Raw genomic sequence first — 17,218 nt, 5'->3', positions numbered from 1 at the left:
ATTAAACCGTACCGCGCATTTTGCGCGACGCCAGTTCGTTTTCTTTCAGCATCAGATGCTGTCGGGCGCTTAGCGGCTCGCCATCTTCTATGACAACCTCCATAAAGTAACGGCAGTCGCTTTTGGCATTTTGGTCAACCTCTGTTACCGAAAACTGATATTTCTCACACCAAAGCCCACTCTCTCTTTTAGAAGCTATCCCACACTGCAAACATTGGACCGACATCTTCTCACCTCCGCTTTATTCGTTTTTATCCTTTATGAATAGCCCGGCCAACGACATCGGCGCAGGCCTCCATCACCGCCTCGCTTAATGTGGGATGCGGATGCACAAGGTCGGCCAACACCTCGGCTTTAATGCCCATTGCCACCGCCAAGGTTAGTTCGGATATCAGCTCAGTCGCCTGCGGGCCAAAGATTTGCGCACCCAGAATACCATGGGTCCGGCTGTCGGCGACTACCTTCACCAGCCCGTCCCTCTCACCAAGACATAACGCCCGACCATTGTTGCGGAAATAAAACCGCCCCAGCTTTACCTCACGCCCCTGCTGGGCAGCCTCGTTTTCATTGAGTCCGACGGTTGCCAGTTCCGGCTGGATATACACGCAGGACGGAACTGCTTGATAATTCACGCCACAAGAAGAGCCCAACGCATTCTCCACTGCCGCCCGGCCCTCGGCGTAAGCTTTGTGGGCCAGCAGTTTGCCACCGGTCACATCGCCTGCCGCGTAGATTCCTGGGATGGTGGTCGCCATCTGCGCATTCACGACCAGCGCCCCTTGCGCACCGGTAGCCGCGCCAAGAGCGACCAATTCCGTCGGCACAGCCGGTTTGCGCCCAGTCGCCAGCAGTACATAATCGGCCTCTACCTGGTTATCCTTGTCTTTTGTCTTAAACTTGACCTTCGTCCCCGTCTCGGCGGTAATGATTTCGGTGACAGCACTTGATAAATGGACCTGCATGCCTTGCCGCTTCAAGCTTTTAAGCACTTCTCCGGCCATCTCCGCATCTTCCTGCGGCAGCACCTGCTCCGCCATTTCGATGATGGAGACCTTAGTTCCCAGTCCGTTAAACATCTGGGCAAACTCCAGGCCAATTACTCCGCCGCCGATAATCGCCAGACGCTTTGGTACTTCTTCCAGGGACAACAGTTCATCGCTAGTCAACACTGCCGCCGATGGTACACCGGGAATATTGGGCCGCGCCGGCACAGATCCGGTAGCCACCAGCATGTTCCTGCAGTTTATGGTTACCGTACCTTCATCCGTTTCAACTGCCAGCCTCGCGGAATTTACAATGCTCCCCTGGCCCCTGAAGATATGAATCTGTTCCTTTCCTAACAAATGCTCAACACCCAGTCGTAAACTCTTAACTACCCGGCTCTTCCGGCTGTGCGCTGCAGACCAGGACACTGCAGATGGTTGGCCCGTAACGCCAAATTCCTGCCCCCTGCCGCCGAGGGCCGCCAGTTCCACCGTACGCAACAGCGCTTTGGTGGGAATGCAGCCACGATTTAAACACACGCCGCCGAATTGGTCGCGCTCGACAATGGCGACATCGGCTCCGAGCTGCGCGGCCCGAACGGCCGCCAGATAGCCAGCCGGCCCTCCGCCTAAAATAGCCAGCTTCACTTCATATACTTGCGCCATATTTCACTCACCTCTCACCACAAAATACAACTTGCTTATTATATTATTATTTTATAAAATTATAATATATTCAACATCATAATATGCCGAAATCGTTTCTCTGTCAATTCACTTTGTCTATTTTTTAACACATTTTTTTGCGTACGGAGGAGGCTAACCCCTATGCTGCATATTGTCAACCCTTGCACTGATCCCTATTTCAATCTGGCCCTGGAGGAATATTTTCTTAAAAACGAGCCTGCCGCCAATGACCTGGTCATTCTATGGCGCAACGCTCCGACGGTGGTCGTCGGCCGAAACCAAAATACCGCTGCCGAAATCAATCAGCCCTTTATCGCCGACCGACACATCCAAGTCGTACGCCGCCTCTCGGGCGGCGGCGCGGTGTATCACGATTTGGGCAACTTGAACTTTACCTTCATCACTGCTGCTTCCGGCAACCGAAACAAGGACTTTTTCCGCTTCAGCGTTCCAGTTATCGATGCCCTGGCTACTCTGGGCGTAAAGGCCAAGTTTTCCGGCCGCAATGATCTGACCATCGACGGACAAAAGTTTTCCGGCAACGCGCAGTACCTACATCATGGCCGCTTGTTGCACCACGGCACTTTGCTATTTGATACCGACCTGACAATATTGGCCCAAGCCTTGGCCGGCCCTGAAGCGAAATATAGCCCCCCCGCTGTTCCGTCCGTGCGCAGCCGAGTTACAACCATTCGCCCCTATCTAAAGCAGCCTATCACCATAACGGAGTTTGAGGACATCTTACTCAAGGCCGTCTTTCGACACGCCGGAACCGACTATCGCAAATACGCACTTTCGGTTGCCGACTGCCAGTCTATTGAGGCTCTCGCCCGCAGCCGCTATCAGGACCCCGCCTGGAATTACGGCACACTCCCTCCCTATAACCGTTCCTCCAAGAAAAAATTTGCCGGTGGTACTGTGCAAGTGTTGCTTAACATACAAAATGAAACCATTCAGCACTGCAAAATATTCGGGGATTTTTTCGCCACCGGCGACATAGATGACCTGGAAGCGGCGCTCAGTGGCACAGCCTATTCCCGAGAGTCCCTCGGTAAAATTATTGCGGCATGGCTGGCTGAACACCCCATCCACGACATAGCTCTGGACAACTTGCTGGCCTGCTTCTTCCCTAACTTGTAACCTAGAACACTTAACGCCCTTCTTCCGGCAATGTGTAAATCCGACAAAATAATAAATTTCACATATTTTTTACAGTTAGGGCACAAAATCGTGTATTTTCTCCTTTTACACTTGAGGTCAAAGGAAACCAGTCAAGGAGGGTATGCCATGAGCAGTCAGACTATACTCGTCGTAGATGATGACGATAAAATCCGCGAAGTCATGAGATCGTATTTTACTAAAGCAGGCTTTCAGGTGGAAGAAGCGGCGGACGGCGTGGAAGCCATCCGGAAAGTGGAACAAGTCAAACCGGGGGTAATCATCCTGGACATTATGATGCCGGTACTCGACGGTATTGAGGTTTGCCGCCAGGTCCGCAAGTACTCACAAGTGCCCATCATTATGCTGTCGGCCCGGGCGGAAGATGAAGACCGGATTATAGGGCTGGACCTGGGAGCCGACGATTACATCGCCAAACCCTTCAACCCCCGTGAAGTGGTCGCCAGAGTCAACGCCGTGCTGCGGCGGGTGCCGAATACCGAGTTTGCCTCCGCCGACTGGCTGCATTTCCCAAGCCTTGACATCAACATCGCCGATTACACCCTTACTGCCTTTGGCCGGTCCGTTCCGCTGACGGCCAAGGAAATGGAACTGTTGTGGTGCCTGGCGTCCAAGCCGGGACGGACTTTTTCCCGCGAAATACTGCTGGAAAAAGTCTGGGGTTATACCTATTGCGGTGAAACCCGCACGGTAGACAACCACATCCGCCGTCTGCGGCAAAAAATGGAAGCCAATGAAACTACGCCGTGGGATATAAAAACAGTATGGGGAATCGGATACCGTTTCGAGGTGAAATCATGAGAAACACCCTGCAGTTAAAATTGCTGGCCGGTTTTATGCTGGTCATTACGGTGACGCTAGGGATTGTTCTATGCGGTATCTCGCTGTTTATCAAGGACCAGATACTGTCCGGCAAACAGCAGGAACTGCTTAAGAAAGGAACGGAGCTGGCCCACACGGTACAGACTTTCCAGGATGAATCCGGCGGCCTGGACCGACTTGGCGACTATCTCGCCAATGCCGATCAATATCTGGATGCCCGGATATGGGTATTGGACGATTCCCGCCAAATCGTGGCCATGTCCGGACGGCGCATGGCCGGAAACCATCCGTACGGTCCCGGCTTCGGACCGGGAAGCCATGGGCCGATGGGTGGCGGCATGGGCCTGCAGCCCATCGGCGGCATGCGCTCGCTGATTAACGAACTGGACCCGGTATATAACGGTCAGGTCGTGACGAAAACCATGGAACAGCCTTACTACGGCGAAAAAATGGTGGTGGTGGCCGTTCCCATCAAGCAGGTCGACGGCACTGTAAGCGGCGCAGTATTGCTCAACTCGCCGGTGACAGGCATCAACGCATTCATGCAGCGTATTTATTATTATGTCGGCGGCGGCGGTATCGCTGCCCTGCTCCTTGCCCTGCTGGTGGTAAATCGTCTCACCCGTGCCATAGTAAAACCGCTGAAAGCGATGCAGGAAGCGGCCGGTACGATGGCCACAGGAGATTATACCGCTCGGGTAGCGGTGACGAGCGGCGATGAAGTCGGCCGCCTCGGTCACGCTTTTAACGCGCTGGCGCAAGACTTGGGCTGCTATATGGCCGAAATGGAAAAGACGGAGAAGCTGCGGCGCGACTTTGTCGCCAACGTATCCCATGAACTAAGGACCCCGCTCACCATCATGCGAAGCTACACTGAAGCGCTTCTGGACGGAACTGTCGATGACCCCGGGCAGGCAACAAAATATCTCCGTATTATGCGGGATGAGACGGTGCGCCTCGAACATTTGGTAAAAGATTTACTGGACTTGAGCCGCCTGCAAAGTGAGACAGTGGCCTGGAATGTGGAATTCATTCCGTTGCCGGCAATTGCCGATAGTGTCATTCATATGCTAAAACAAGCCGCTACGCAAAAAAGTATCACCCTGTGCCTTTCAGGCGAAGATACCGTATCCAATATTCTGGGAAACGGAGACCGGCTAACACAGCTATTGCTCATCCTCTTGGATAATGCGCTCAAATATACCCCTGCTGGCGGCCATATTATGATCTCGGTAACCCAAGGCCAAGGTAACGTTATACTTGCGGTAACCGACTCTGGCAGCGGTATCCCGGCGGAAGACCTTCCATATATCTGGGACCGTTTTTACAAAGTAGACAAATCCCATAGCCGGACAGAAAACGGAGCCGGTTTAGGTCTGGCCATCGCCAAGCAAATTATCGACCGGCACAAGGCAACAGCTTCCGTGGACAGCAACCCCGGCCAGGGCACCACCTTTACTATCCTTTTTCCGGTTGGTTAGCTTTTGTTTAATTTGTAAATAATGGTATTTTTTAAAGGAGGCTAAGCCTTCTTCTTTTTTGTCTGCAGATTGATAAATTTACACTTTTGTTACAATTTTGCCATACTTTCGCGAAACTTTTATCCTATCCTAAAATCAATGGCATGCACGATTATAAACAGCAGTGTATATAATTCAACCGGAATCGTCACACCCTTCGGCTTTCGCATCCGTATCCTTTTAGAAAAATCACTTAAAGTTTGTTGATTATATTATAATATTATAATATAATCAACAAACAATATAACGAGAAGTAAGCACTTTAGCGTATGGGCGGGGCTGCAGGCCTCATACAAACAAGCCTCAACATACAAACAAGGAGGTAAATGGCATGCGTTGGTACAGTATGGATTTGCTCTTGGACATCGCGACTGTGATCACTATTTCCATATATGCAGCCATAGGGTTACGTCTTCTGTCGGTCCCCAGTTTATATAAGTCAGCCGGGTTCATTGCAACTCCTGCCGAGGCGACATATCTTTTGGTTTTTTATTACGCCGCGCTGTTCCTCTCTTTGATTGCATTCTTCCGGTATAAACCTACGGCTCACCTGTTGTCCGGCAAAAAGTTTACTGCGTTGACAGTCTCAGCAACAGCAATTTGTTTCGCCGTATGTTAGCAGTATTGAGTGGAATACACCATTTTCTAGTTAAGGATGGATGATAGAGATGATCACAAAAATAGAAATGAAAAGAAAACGACTACTGTTGTTATCCATGGCTTTCGTTTTCTATATCGCCGCTAGTACAGCATTATCCAATCCCTTGTCGCCGGCGATGAAAAATCAAACAAATGATTATATCCAGGCTAGTCTCCATCAGCCGGAAGCGCCCACACTTTCAAAACCTTTTCCTGAGTCTCAATATACTCCTCAATCCACCCCAGCCTCTGATTTTGATGGTACTGTCGGCTTCTTTGCCAAAAACTTAAAGACCGGCCAGACGATTGGCTATAACCAAACACTGATCTTCCCCACCGCGTCCACCAGCAAACTGGCTGTCGCCCTGGCTACCTATAAATACTTGTACCCCTATGCGGACGCAGCCGCCAAAAATAGGTATGACGAAGCGATTGACCGCATGATGCGCATCAGCGACAATGAATCCTTTTATGAACTGCTGGACGAAATCGATGCCCGGTCTTGCCAACCCCTATCCCGTTTGGTAACCGACTTAGGCCTAATGCAAACGAAAATCCACAACTCGGAATCCTTCCAGCAGTACCAATATTCCAGTGTTACCACACCATATGAAATGGCTGCTCTATTTGAACGCATTTATCGGGATACCTTCTTAGACAGAGAAAAATCCGAAACCCTCAAAATAGCACTGGCCAACACCATATTTAATGACGAACTCCCTCGTTTTTTACCAGGCACGGTGATGCACAAAATCGGCGAACTGGATGATATTCTCTGTGATGTCGGCGTGGTGGATGACGGCGAGAGCCAAATCCTCATCAGCATCTATACGCGGACCGACCAAGGCAGTGACTATGCCAGCGACTTTATCGCCTCGCTCGCGGCCCGGCTGTATAACGATTTGCGGTCCGGAAAACCCTGCTGCTAGTCCACGCAGTTTTACAATTCCGTTACAATTGAGGCACACTTTTAGCGCATTTGCCGTTTATACTAAAAACCGTTGGAGAAACTCCAACTTCAGATACAAAATTTTAGGAGGTCATACAAATGAAAAAAGCCTTACTTTTAACCGTTGTGGGTCTACTGGCACTAACATTCGCCGCATCGCTGGTCTGGGCGGCAGCACCCACGCCACAACCGACTCAACCTTACGCTCAGCAAGTCAACTTGACAGATGCGCAGAAACAGGAACTAGTCCCGCTGTTCAACCAGATGATGGAGATCAAGAAGCAGATTCTGCAAAAATTCGTGGCTGACGGCGTGATGACGCAGACCGACGCCGACCAGCGCGCCGCCTGGATGCAGGAGCGTATGAACTACCGCATGCAAAACGGTATTGTCGGCGGTCCGGGCATGGGCAGAGGCCCTGGCATGATGGGTCCCGGTCAAGGCAGAGGCCCTGGTTACGGCCCCAGGTGGCAGCAACAGCAGCCAGCTAATCAGTAAACCATAAACCAATAACCCTCGCATAGCGCGAGGGTTATTGGCGACTACCGCGAGAAGGAGATCAAGCCATGCGAAAAAAACTTATGCTGCTATTCCTTGAGCTGCTGCTTTTAACAGTCATCCCACTGGGCGTAAAAGCCGCTCCGGCGGATATGCCAACGTCAGTTGGCGTGTTGACGCTGACGGAAGCAATCAATACCGCGCTGGCAAACAATCAGAGCATCCTCCAGGCCAAGCTGTCAGTTGATTTTGCCTCCGCCCGCTATCAAGAAGCCCAAAACGCCTTTAACCCGCAATTGGCGATATCCGAAACAACCGGTCGCCAGTATGTTGAAAGCAATCAGACAAAAGCCTATAACTTTAGTTCCAACAAGTGGCAAACAGTTTCTACCAATGAAAAGCTGCAAAACAGTTATGGCACCAAACTTTCCTTGCAATTACCGTTGTATTCCGGGCAACGTCTGGAAGCCAACCGGGAACAGGCTGCTCAAAACATTGAACAAAGCAAGGCCAATACACTAAAAACCCGACAAAACTTGATTTTGGATACAACCACAGCTTACTTCACTCTGCTACAAAGCTATAACTCACTTGATCTGGCCCGCCAGTCCTTTGAGCAAATGCAGGCCCATCTAAAAAATGCCTCCCTCAATTACGAAAACGGCATTGTCGCCAAATCCGACGTACTGCGGGCCGAAGTGGAATTGGCCGCTGCCGAACAAAGCCTGGCCAAGGCCGAAAATAATGTCCAACTGGCCAGAACAAGTCTTTGCAATGTGATGGGTGTTGATTTAAATACTAGTTTCACCGTCAGCAATATTCTGTCAGCTACTTATCAGCTGGAAGAGTTGGATCGCTATCTCGGCATCGCCCGCCAAAACCGCCCCGAACTTAAAGCCATGAGTGCCCAGATAAGCGGAGCGAAAGCGGCGATTACCACCGCTCAAAGCGGAAATTTGCCAACTGTTAATCTGACCGGCGCTTACGAATGGAACGGCGACTCGAAAAGCAACCCTTTTCCACCCGGTTATACCTCATGGTCCATTATGATCAGCGCAAACTGGAACGCTTTTGACGGTGGAATAACATCCAGCCGGGTGACCCAGGCCCAAAAAAACCTAAATATCAGTCAGTCGCAAGAGCGCCAACTTATGGACAACATCTTACTAGAAGTCACCCAGGCCTACTTCAACGTCCAAGATGCCGCCAAACGCCTGTCCACCGCCCGCAAAGCGGCGGCGAAGGCGGATGATGATTTCCGTATCAGCCAACTCCGCTATAAGTCAGGACTTAGCACAAACGTGGAAGTTCTGGATTCTCATGTAGCTTTTCTTAACGCCAAAAACAGCCTCATCCAGACGCAGTTCGATTACCATACCAGTTATGCCAAATTGTTAAAAGCGGCGGGAACTCTTGACAGCAGCGAAAGGATTAAGGGATATGAACAATAAAAAATTAGTGTGGGCCGGGGTTGCCTTACTTGTGCTTGCCGTTATCGGCTGGAGAATTTACGGCAATTATGCCAAAGCAAACGCCAATACGGCCAAACCGGGCAAAGCCGTCACCACCGTGGAAGTGAAAAAAGCCGTGCTTGGCCCCATTGCCGCCAGCATCAGCACCACCGGTACCGTCCAAGGCATCCAGGAAGCCACCATTGCCGCCAAAACATCCGGCCGTATTCAATTCTTGGGGGTAAGTGACGGCACTTTTGTTTCAGCCGGCCAAACGCTGGTCGAGCTTGAGACCGCGGAAATTCGCGCCCAGATCGATCAATCGCTGGCCAACCGCAACCAGGCCCTGGCTAACCGGGACAACGCCCGCGTCAATGCTGACCGGCTAAATAATCTTTTCAAAGAAGACGCCGCTGCCAGACAGCAGCTCGATAACGCCAATACGCAGTATTACGTCTATGACGCCCAGGTGGCTCAAGCCTCTGCAACAATCAATTTGTATCAGTCGCAGTTGGCTAACACCGTCCTGACCGCCCCTTTTTCCGGCTACATTTTTAACAAACGCGTCGTGTTGGGTGATATGGCATCCCCCAACATGCCCCTCATGACCCTTGTGGATACCTCAAAGGTAAAAGTGGAAATCAGCGTCGGCGAGAGTGACATTGCCAAACTGGCAATAGGGCAAACCGCAACATTCACCGTGGATGCCTACCCCGGCCAAACCTTTGCCGGCATTGTCAGCGAAATCAGCCCGGCCGCCGACCTTAAAAACCGCACCTTTAAGGCCTGGATACTCTGTGACACCCCTGACCAAAAGCTCCGCTCCGGGATGTTTGCCCGGGTGAACCTGTCCTATAAACAGATCGACCAGGCGGTTAAAGTCCCGAAAGACGCGCTGATCATCCGTGACCAGAAACCTTTCGTCTTTGTTATCCAGGACGGCGCCGCCAAGCTGACTCCCGTTGTTACCGGCCTGGAAAGCGACACGGAAATTGAAATTTCATCCGGCTTAGCTCCCGAAACGCCGGTCAGCGTTTGGGGACACGAAAGCCTCAACGACAATGATAAAGTAGCCAGCGGCAAACGAGGTGGCGATAAATAATGGTTATCGCGAAGTTTTCCACCCGTCACCCGATAACAGTTGCAATGGCCGTACTGGCCGTTGTTATCCTCGGTTTACTGTCGTATACCAAACTAAAGGTTGACTTAATGCCCAATATCGTTGCGCCCCATATTGTGGTGCAAACCACCATGGAAAACACCGGTCCGGAAGAAATTGAAAACCTCATTTCCCGCCCCATCGAGGAAGCGGTGGCCCGGGTGAACAATGTAAGCAAAATATCGTCCAGTTCTATGCAAGGCCGTTCGATGGTAGATATTGAATTCAACTGGGGAACGGACATTGATGTTGCGGCCAATGACGCCAGGGCCCGTATTGACCGCATCCGCGACACGTTGCCAATCGAGGCTAAAACTCCAGTTGTCTGGAAAATTGATACAGCCAACAGACCTATCGTTATTTTAGCATTGACCAGCAACAAAGACCTCCGCGAACTTCGCCGCATCGCCGAAGAGGTTGTCCAGGATCGCCTGGAACAGGTGGCTGGTGTCGGTTCCGTCGACCTGGACGGCGGCTATGAACGAGAGGTATCGGTAGGTGTTGACCAAGGCCGCCTGCAGGCCTATGGTCTGTCCTTAAAACAAGTGAGTGACCGCCTGGCTCAGGAGAATGTGGACTCTTCTGCCGGTTTTGCCACTGAAGGCAAGGCGGAATATCTCGTACGCACCCTGGCTCGGTTCGCATCACTTAGCGACATTCAAGACGCCGTCCTAACTGCGCCGAGTGGCGTGCCGATACGCATGAAGGATATTGCTACTGTTGAGGACTCCCACAAAGAGGCCCGCATTCTGGCTTCCCTTGATAAAACGCCTGCTGTTGGTCTAAACGTGCGCAAACAGCCTGATGCCAATACGTTAGATGTCATAAACGGCGTTAAAAAAGCTTTACAAAAAATACAGCAGGAATATCCTGATGTCGCTGTCACCATTACCTATGACCAAGGAGCCTATATTAAAAACTCGGTCATGAATGTACAGGAGAACGCCATCATTGGCGGTATTTTGGCCATTTTGGTCATTTACCTATTTTTACGTAGCGCTCGCAGCACCTTTATTGTTGCCCTGTCCATACCGATATCCCTGATTGCGACCTTTATGATGTTCCAGTTCAAAGGCCTGACCATCAACTTAATGTCCCTGGGCGGGCTAGCCCTGGGCGTGGGCATGATTGTTGATGATGCTATTGTCGTCATCGAAAACATTTACCGCCACTTAGAGCAAGGAAAAGCCATTTGGCAAGCGGTGGATGATGCTACTGCGGAAATCGGTGGCGCGGTTATTTCCACCACCATCACAGTGATGGTAGTCTTTTTGCCCATTGCCTTTGCCGAAGGTATGTCCGGAATGCTCTTCGCGGAGTTTGCCTTGGCCGTCGTTTTTTCTATCGGCGTATCACTAGCAATGGCTCTAACGGTCGTTCCCTGCCTGGCCACGCAACTATTAAAATCGCCGGCAGGTTCTTTACCAACCGCGTCACCCCGGTACATAACCGCCCTCTTGGAAAAGGCCCTTGCGGTGTGGGATCATTTCTTTCACTACCTCGAAGTCAAATATCGCTCCGTGTTAGCCAACGCTCTCAATAATCCCCGAAAAACCATTCTGCTTGCCGCAAGCATGCTTGCCATCAGTCTGGCCTTACTGCCGCTTGTCGGCACCGAACTCATGCCGGTAACCGATAGTGGCAATTTTACGATATATGTTAAAACTCCCATTGGTACCGCTTTTGATAAAACCAATCAAAGCTTTGCCCAGGTGGAGCAAGTGTTGCAGCAAACCCCCGAAATTGCCAAAGAATATGCCGTCGTTGGAAAAGTATTAAAATTTGGCAGCCGCCCCGCCCCGAATGTCGGCTATATTTCCGTAACTCTAACTGACAAAAGTACCCGTACGAAAAACACCCAAGATGTGATCAAGGATCTTCGCAGCAAATTAAGCGGCATCCCAGGTGTTAGCATCCGCTTTGCCGTAACCGACCTGATAACCCAACTCCTTACGGCGAACAAGTCACCGATTGAAGTCAAAGTCTTTGGCCCGGATATCAAACAATTGTCACTTTTGACCGAGCAAGCGGAAAAACTCATGAAACAAGTCAACGGCATCCGGGATGTCAACATTGAAGTAGACGATGCTTCACCTGAACTGCAAATTGCCATTGACCGCACCAAGGCGTCCCAGTATGGCTTAAGTACAGCAAGCATCGCCGGCCAAATCCGAACCGCCGTCGGCGGCAGTACAGCCACCCGCTACAACTTGGCAACAGCGAAAAATGAGATCGACATCGTCGTGCAGCTTTTAGAAAACCAACGCAAAACTCCCTCTGACCTCTACAATACGAATATATCGCTACCGAATGGCCAAACCGTACTATTAAAAGACCTAGCCCTAATCGCAAAACAAACTGGGCCGAACGTCCTTACCCGCGAAGATCGCGGTCGAATGATTCTGTTAAGCGCCAATGCCTTTGACCGTGATAAGGGTTCCATTACCAAAGATTTGCAAACACGGCTGTCCGAATTACCTCTGCCTCCAGGGTACAGCATCCGGTTAGGCGGCGACCAGGAAGAAATGCAATCATCTTTTGCCAGCCTTGCTTTATCGCTAGCCTTGGCCATACTATTAGTCTACATGGTGCTAGCATCCCAGTTTGAATCCCTCACCCACCCTTTGGCGATCATGCTGTCGTTGCCACTATCCATTGTTGGCGTGGTCCTAGCTCTTCTCATAACCGGCAAAGCTTTTGGCCTGACCGCGTTCATCGGGCTGATCATGCTGGTTGGCATCGTCGTCAAAAACGCAATCTTGTTAGTGGACTATACCAACACTCTACGGAAAAGCGGCCTTGAGCAAAGGGAAGCGTTGCTCACCGCCGGCCCGGTAAGGCTCCGTCCAATCCTAATGACAACCATCGCCACCGTGCTGGGCATGATACCCATTGCCCTCGGCATTGGCACTAGTTCGGAAGCCAACGCACCAATGGCCATTGCCGTCATCGGCGGTCTCCTGACTTCCACGCTCCTTACTCTGGTTGTCGTGCCGGTGGCCTACACCTACGTGGATTCCTGGGAAGCCAAAACCGCCTGGATTAAACGCATACCGATAACTCTGGTTAATAAGAATACCAATGCTTAGACAAGGCTAATCAATAATGAGACCGTCCGATAAGCTAACAACTTTTAGGACGGTCTCATTATTTACTTAGTTCTACTGAGTTTTAAACCCCGCAACAGCTACCTTCTCCGTATAGCTTATTTTTTCGCTTTTGCCGCAAAGAATTTTTTTAAATTGTCAGGCACATCCTTGGCAACATTCTCTACCGCCTGCGGACCTCCATAGACATGCCTGAGTATCGCGTCGATAATCATTGCCTTGGGTGGCGTGGTGTATTCCTGACCTTGCCAGACCCATACCCGGCAGTCGACCTCTTCGCCGCAGACATCGCCACAGGATTCGCAGAGGCTTTCCTTGACATCAAGCTGGATGTCCTGCCCGTTGACGCGAATAGTCGGCGAGCTGACGAAGCCAAGCTCGTGAGCCTGGTCCTCGGTTTCGATCAGTATTTTGCGAATTTCGATTTCATAACCGGTGTTTTTCAGTAAGTTTGATACTTCCGCTATAGCCTCGTCAAGGCTGGTGTCAGCACCCAGACAGCGGTCGCATACCGTCAGGTCGATATACATGAATTCGATGAGCAATCGCTTGCTCGGTTGTCCCTCGGAAGCACAACACTCAGCGCCTTTGGCGGCAACGCCGGAACAACACCCGGTCGTAACAGGTTTATCAGTACTTTGACAACCGCAGCTTTTTGCCTTTTGATTCATTCGATTTTCCTCCCGTCATTATAAGGTTGGTTCGCATATTAAGACGGAGGTATCGTCAAAAGGACGCACATTATTTTAAATTGCAAAACGGATTTGTCTTCGCTTTGAGCTTATAAGCGATGATGTTGCCGCGACGGTCGAGTTCCAGGCTGCAACACTCGCCGAGCATTTTCTTCAATTTTTGTTGCGCCCGTTGTACCCGCGATTTGGCACCCGAATAGGATAAGCCCAGTAATTCGCCCAGTTCCTTCTGCGTCAGCCCTTTATACTCCGTAAGCACTATTGCCGCTCGGTCCTTATCGGGCAAATGGTCGATCATGGCCTTTAGGCAACCGGCGATTTCCTTGTTATCGTTTTCGTCCGCCCTGACCTCTTCCGGCTCAGGGGGCTTGGCAAACGGTTCTTCCTGCCTGTGGGCTCGATAATAGTCATGAATCGCGTTACGGGCTATTTGAAAGATCCAGGCGGACAGCTTACCAGCGTCGTTAAGCTCGTCGATATTCTTGTGAATTTTATAATAGACCTCCTGCAAGATGTCTTCCGCGTCCTGCGGGCTGGAGATTCGCTTGTAAACAAAGTTTTTCAGACGTCTCGCAAACTCTTCCGTGATGTCCTTCGCATTGTTATTCATTCCTCCACCCCGCCCCCCTTCGACATAATTGTATCACGCAAAGGCTATATACGAAATTATAGTTTCAGCAAAGATATTTGCGGGCCAAATTGTTGTTCTCTTAGAAATTCATTATAAGGGAATAAGCACACCTCTTCTGGACGATGTGCTTATCCCCTATATCCCCTATATCCACTGTGATCGTCCTTCATCAAAATCTATCCAGAGCCCGTCGACGTGCCTAAGTATTGCTGCTCAAGTCTGCTTCATAAGACTGGTTTGGTTCTTCAAGACTCTTTAGCAATATTAGTAAGTGCGGTTACTAGGTCCTGAACTTTTGGTACTCTTCCACTGACTATGACTCGGTTATTGATTTTAATCGCTGGGGTCGACATGATCCCTGCCTTGGCTACCTCGGTGAAATCGCTCACCGTCTCGATTTGAGCTTCGATTCCGGACAGACGAACAGCTTCTTTTACTACTTCTACAACCTTGTCTCCACCACAACACGACAGGAAAACTTTTACTACCATACCTTATCACATCCCTTTCGTTGTGCGCAAAGCACAAAAATTCAATGAACCTACTTCCATTCTATAGCCTTGGAGCGACACGGGCTATATTAATGCGTTAAACACGTACCCGATCACAACGCATCCCAGTGCCACGATACCAACAAAAATCCATATGAGTTGAAGTTTTATAACTTTCCGAAGCATCACCAACTCGGGAATGGATATCCCGATAACAGACATCATGAAGGCGAGAGTTGTCCCGAGTGCAGCGCCTTTAATGATAAACGCCTGAATAATGGGAATAACACCGACGGCGCTCGCATAGAGCGGTACTCCCAGCAGCACTGCTACCGGTACATTCCACCAAGCTTCCTTGCCCATATATTCACTTACGAAATCTACAGGCATATAGCCATAAATTACCGCCCCCAGAGCGATACCGCCGACTAGATAATGCCACACACCAGCCAATATATCGCGCACAGCCTTATTGCCATCGGCAATCCTGTCCTCCCACGTAAGGGGTAAATACTTACCATCGCCTTCGTCCAACGCAGGACCTGTATTGTTAGCCAGAAGTTCGGCCACCCACGGTTCCAGGAAGCGTTCGGGGCGCAGCCTGGCGATAACCATTCCCCCGATCACCGCTTTCGCCGTCCCCAGTAAAGCATAGAGACCGGCTACCTTCCAACCGTACAGACCGAAGAGAAGTGCGAGCGCCACCTCATTGACCACAGGACAGGAGATTAAGAAAGCCATCGACACGCCAATGGGTATTCCCGATTGTAGAAAACCTAGAAATAGGGGGATCGCCGAGCAAGAACAAAACGGTGTCGGAATGCCAACAAGCGCAGCGAGGATGTTCCCTGCGAGTTCCCCCCGCCCGGATAATAACGCTCGTATGCGCTCAGGTGAGAGAAATGTACGGGCAACCCCAACGATAAACGTGATAACTACCAAAAGTATCAACACTTTGGGTGCATCAGCTATAAAAAAAGCGATTGCCCCTCCCAAGTGGCTATCATTTGCAAATCCAAGTAATTCATAAGTAAACCAGTTGGCGAACGGATCTAATTGAATATAGAGGAAATACCATACTAATCCGTAGACCAATATTCTGAGGCTTTTTGGATTCAAGAGTGTGTTTTCTTTAGACAACATTCATCTCCCCCTGATAATAAGAATACTCCGCTATAGATCTTTGCTGTTTACCGCCTGTAAGATATAGGCGGACACTTCGCACCACGCCTGAGCGGCTACCTGATATGCCTGTTCGCCTTCGTCAGTTATGGTGTATACTTTTCGCTCACGGCCGGAGACAAGTTGAAACTCGACATTGACCAGTCCGTTGTCCTCAAACTCTTTCAAAACCGGGTATAGGCTCCCTTCAGTAGGCGCGCAACAGCCACAGGTTATGCCAGCAACTCGCTTGGCTATTTCATAACCGTGCAGAGGCTCCCTATGCAGCACATGCAGAATGAAGAAACGCGAAAGGCTCATCTTTATCAGGCTTGCCCAGTAATCCTTAGATTCATATTTCCGCATATATACCCCCTAGATGCATATTTCCCATATGCATTGTTCTCATATATATAATATGCAATCCACCACTAACTGTCAATAGTCTAACAAGCCAATTTATAAAATCAATAGCAAAAAAGGATAGTCGCAGCATCTGCGACTATCCCATCTACTCTGACTGACAATTACAATTCAACATTCGCAACAACTTCCGCCTTCGCCACTGCCCGCATACTCAATAGCACCTGCCGGGCATTTTTTCTGACAGCCACGGCAGCCGTGGACGCAACCGACTGGCTTGACGACAACCGGTTTACCGTCCTGTTCAATGTATACTCCCTGCCTGCAAAACTTCACGCATATCTGGCACCCCATACATTTTTCTAAATCGATAATTGGGTACCACGTTTCAGACATGATAATCCCCCCATATTCTTTTCATTGCGTACGCCATCCGTCTTAACAATCCACCCCTTGATCTGGTCCTTTTAAATCCGCGCACCTAGGACTTCTTTTAGCGAAATCAATTCAGTTAGAAGAATTTCTACCTTTGAAATAGCAGATTCCAGTTTCAACCTAGCCTCATTTATCGCTAAACTATTTTGGGAATTTGAACTTTCTGTCTGATAGGCCTCCTCAAGCTTCCCTAGACAACTATAGAAATCATCAATCTCTTTTATCATTTTACTATCACCCCCTAATTACTTGATAAAAAGAAATGGTCCTCTCAAGTAAAACCACATGGGAACAATGTTGCCGATAATTAAGTTCACCTTATGTAACGAATCCTATCTCTATATCGTATGATACAGCCTCAATCCAATGTTGATAGCAACGTTGGCGGCGGCGCATAGTAAAGACACTTTGCCGACTAAAAATACCCTTTCCCGGGTACCCAGAGTTTTTC

At 50.0% G+C, this 17,218-nt stretch carries 17 protein-coding genes; 9 read left to right on the top strand and 8 right to left on the bottom strand.

Annotated features, from left to right (window positions below):
- Position 1: 1 nt before the first annotated feature.
- Positions 2 to 226, bottom strand: coding sequence for a hypothetical protein (locus Q4T40_03570; protein MDT8900318.1), 225 nt, complete (start codon positions 224 to 226; stop codon positions 2 to 4).
- Between the two features lie 25 nt (positions 227 to 251).
- Positions 252 to 1,649 (bottom strand): dihydrolipoyl dehydrogenase, encoded by a 1,398-nt coding sequence (gene lpdA / locus Q4T40_03565; protein MDT8900317.1) that lies wholly within the window; start codon positions 1,647 to 1,649, stop codon positions 252 to 254.
- Between the two features lie 162 nt (positions 1,650 to 1,811).
- Between lpdA and Q4T40_03560 the strand changes: the two genes are divergently transcribed.
- From Q4T40_03560 to Q4T40_03520, 9 genes are all read left to right on the top strand, one after another.
- A complete protein-coding gene (locus Q4T40_03560; GenBank protein ID MDT8900316.1) occupies positions 1,812 to 2,810 on the top strand; it encodes a lipoate--protein ligase in 999 nt (332 codons plus the stop codon).
- 147 nt (positions 2,811 to 2,957) lie between these two features.
- On the top strand, positions 2,958 to 3,650 hold the full coding sequence (locus Q4T40_03555) for a response regulator transcription factor (GenBank protein ID MDT8900315.1): 693 nt from the start codon (positions 2,958 to 2,960) through the stop codon (positions 3,648 to 3,650).
- A complete protein-coding gene (locus Q4T40_03550; protein MDT8900314.1) occupies positions 3,647 to 5,152 on the top strand; it encodes an ATP-binding protein in 1,506 nt (501 codons plus the stop codon). The genes Q4T40_03555 and Q4T40_03550 overlap by 4 nt, the downstream gene beginning before the upstream one ends.
- Positions 5,153 to 5,522: 370 nt before the next feature.
- Complete coding sequence (locus tag Q4T40_03545) at positions 5,523 to 5,810, top strand: hypothetical protein (protein ID MDT8900313.1); 288 nt, start codon at positions 5,523 to 5,525, stop codon at positions 5,808 to 5,810.
- 49 nt (positions 5,811 to 5,859) lie between these two features.
- Entirely contained in the window at positions 5,860 to 6,759 is a 900-nt protein-coding gene (locus Q4T40_03540) for a serine hydrolase (protein MDT8900312.1), read from the top strand.
- 119 nt (positions 6,760 to 6,878) lie between these two features.
- Positions 6,879 to 7,277 carry a DUF2680 domain-containing protein gene (locus Q4T40_03535; GenBank protein ID MDT8900311.1) on the top strand — a complete coding sequence of 133 codons (399 nt, stop codon included), beginning with the start codon at positions 6,879 to 6,881 and terminating at the stop codon, positions 7,275 to 7,277.
- A gap of 68 nt (positions 7,278 to 7,345) precedes the next feature.
- Positions 7,346 to 8,728, top strand: a complete 1,383-nt coding sequence (locus tag Q4T40_03530; GenBank protein MDT8900310.1) for a TolC family protein — start codon at positions 7,346 to 7,348, stop codon at positions 8,726 to 8,728.
- Positions 8,718 to 9,830 carry an efflux RND transporter periplasmic adaptor subunit gene (locus Q4T40_03525; protein ID MDT8900309.1) on the top strand — a complete coding sequence of 371 codons (1,113 nt, stop codon included), beginning with the start codon at positions 8,718 to 8,720 and terminating at the stop codon, positions 9,828 to 9,830. Before Q4T40_03530 ends, Q4T40_03525 begins: the two co-directional genes overlap by 11 nt.
- Positions 9,830 to 12,976: an efflux RND transporter permease subunit gene (locus Q4T40_03520; protein MDT8900308.1), complete on the top strand. Its 3,147-nt coding sequence runs from the start codon at positions 9,830 to 9,832 to the stop codon at positions 12,974 to 12,976. Before Q4T40_03525 ends, Q4T40_03520 begins: the two co-directional genes overlap by 1 nt.
- A 116-nt stretch (positions 12,977 to 13,092) precedes the next feature.
- Here Q4T40_03520 and Q4T40_03515 read toward each other — a convergent pair whose 3' ends face one another.
- The 6 genes from Q4T40_03515 to Q4T40_03490 form a co-directional block, all read right to left on the bottom strand.
- The gene (locus Q4T40_03515; protein ID MDT8900307.1) at positions 13,093 to 13,665 is read right to left on the bottom strand and encodes a DUF2703 domain-containing protein; all 573 of its coding nucleotides are present in this window, start codon (positions 13,663 to 13,665) and stop codon (positions 13,093 to 13,095) included.
- A 70-nt stretch (positions 13,666 to 13,735) separates the two neighbouring features.
- Positions 13,736 to 14,296 carry an RNA polymerase sigma factor SigZ gene (sigZ, locus tag Q4T40_03510; GenBank protein ID MDT8900306.1) on the bottom strand — a complete coding sequence of 187 codons (561 nt, stop codon included), beginning with the start codon at positions 14,294 to 14,296 and terminating at the stop codon, positions 13,736 to 13,738.
- Between the two features lie 266 nt (positions 14,297 to 14,562).
- Positions 14,563 to 14,808 carry a thioredoxin family protein gene (locus Q4T40_03505; GenBank protein MDT8900305.1) on the bottom strand — a complete coding sequence of 82 codons (246 nt, stop codon included), beginning with the start codon at positions 14,806 to 14,808 and terminating at the stop codon, positions 14,563 to 14,565.
- 84 nt (positions 14,809 to 14,892) lie between these two features.
- Positions 14,893 to 15,951 carry a permease gene (locus tag Q4T40_03500; GenBank protein MDT8900304.1) on the bottom strand — a complete coding sequence of 353 codons (1,059 nt, stop codon included), beginning with the start codon at positions 15,949 to 15,951 and terminating at the stop codon, positions 14,893 to 14,895.
- 30 nt (positions 15,952 to 15,981) lie between these two features.
- Positions 15,982 to 16,335 carry a PadR family transcriptional regulator gene (locus Q4T40_03495; GenBank protein MDT8900303.1) on the bottom strand — a complete coding sequence of 118 codons (354 nt, stop codon included), beginning with the start codon at positions 16,333 to 16,335 and terminating at the stop codon, positions 15,982 to 15,984.
- A 464-nt stretch (positions 16,336 to 16,799) separates the two neighbouring features.
- Positions 16,800 to 16,994 carry a hypothetical protein gene (locus tag Q4T40_03490; protein MDT8900302.1) on the bottom strand — a complete coding sequence of 65 codons (195 nt, stop codon included), beginning with the start codon at positions 16,992 to 16,994 and terminating at the stop codon, positions 16,800 to 16,802.
- Between the last annotated feature and the right edge of the window lie 224 nt (positions 16,995 to 17,218).

It is taken from the genome of Selenomonadales bacterium 4137-cl, assembly GCA_032334055.1.
Taxonomy (GTDB): Bacteria; Bacillota; Negativicutes; order Sporomusales; family UBA7701; genus Anaeroselena; species Anaeroselena agilis.
This window is presented reverse-complemented; position numbering and strand designations above follow the sequence as displayed.

Coding starts and splice junctions, on each gene's coding strand:
- Q4T40_03515 (MDT8900307.1), bottom strand. CDS start 13,665: ATGAATCAAAAGGCAAAAAGCTGCGGTTGTCAAAGTACTGATAAACCT.
- Q4T40_03535 (MDT8900311.1), top strand. CDS start 6,879: ATGAAAAAAGCCTTACTTTTAACCGTTGTGGGTCTACTGGCACTAACA.
- Q4T40_03540 (MDT8900312.1), top strand. CDS start 5,860: ATGATCACAAAAATAGAAATGAAAAGAAAACGACTACTGTTGTTATCC.
- Q4T40_03560 (MDT8900316.1), top strand. CDS start 1,812: ATGCTGCATATTGTCAACCCTTGCACTGATCCCTATTTCAATCTGGCC.
- Q4T40_03495 (MDT8900303.1), bottom strand. CDS start 16,335: ATGCGGAAATATGAATCTAAGGATTACTGGGCAAGCCTGATAAAGATG.
- Q4T40_03555 (MDT8900315.1), top strand. CDS start 2,958: ATGAGCAGTCAGACTATACTCGTCGTAGATGATGACGATAAAATCCGC.
- Q4T40_03500 (MDT8900304.1), bottom strand. CDS start 15,951: ATGTTGTCTAAAGAAAACACACTCTTGAATCCAAAAAGCCTCAGAATA.
- Q4T40_03530 (MDT8900310.1), top strand. CDS start 7,346: ATGCGAAAAAAACTTATGCTGCTATTCCTTGAGCTGCTGCTTTTAACA.
- Q4T40_03525 (MDT8900309.1), top strand. CDS start 8,718: ATGAACAATAAAAAATTAGTGTGGGCCGGGGTTGCCTTACTTGTGCTT.
- Q4T40_03490 (MDT8900302.1), bottom strand. CDS start 16,994: ATGATAAAAGAGATTGATGATTTCTATAGTTGTCTAGGGAAGCTTGAG.
- Q4T40_03520 (MDT8900308.1), top strand. CDS start 9,830: ATGGTTATCGCGAAGTTTTCCACCCGTCACCCGATAACAGTTGCAATG.
- Q4T40_03550 (MDT8900314.1), top strand. CDS start 3,647: ATGAGAAACACCCTGCAGTTAAAATTGCTGGCCGGTTTTATGCTGGTC.
- sigZ (MDT8900306.1), bottom strand. CDS start 14,296: ATGAATAACAATGCGAAGGACATCACGGAAGAGTTTGCGAGACGTCTG.
- Q4T40_03505 (MDT8900305.1), bottom strand. CDS start 14,808: ATGGTAGTAAAAGTTTTCCTGTCGTGTTGTGGTGGAGACAAGGTTGTA.
- lpdA (MDT8900317.1), bottom strand. CDS start 1,649: ATGGCGCAAGTATATGAAGTGAAGCTGGCTATTTTAGGCGGAGGGCCG.
- Q4T40_03545 (MDT8900313.1), top strand. CDS start 5,523: ATGCGTTGGTACAGTATGGATTTGCTCTTGGACATCGCGACTGTGATC.
- Q4T40_03570 (MDT8900318.1), bottom strand. CDS start 226: ATGTCGGTCCAATGTTTGCAGTGTGGGATAGCTTCTAAAAGAGAGAGT.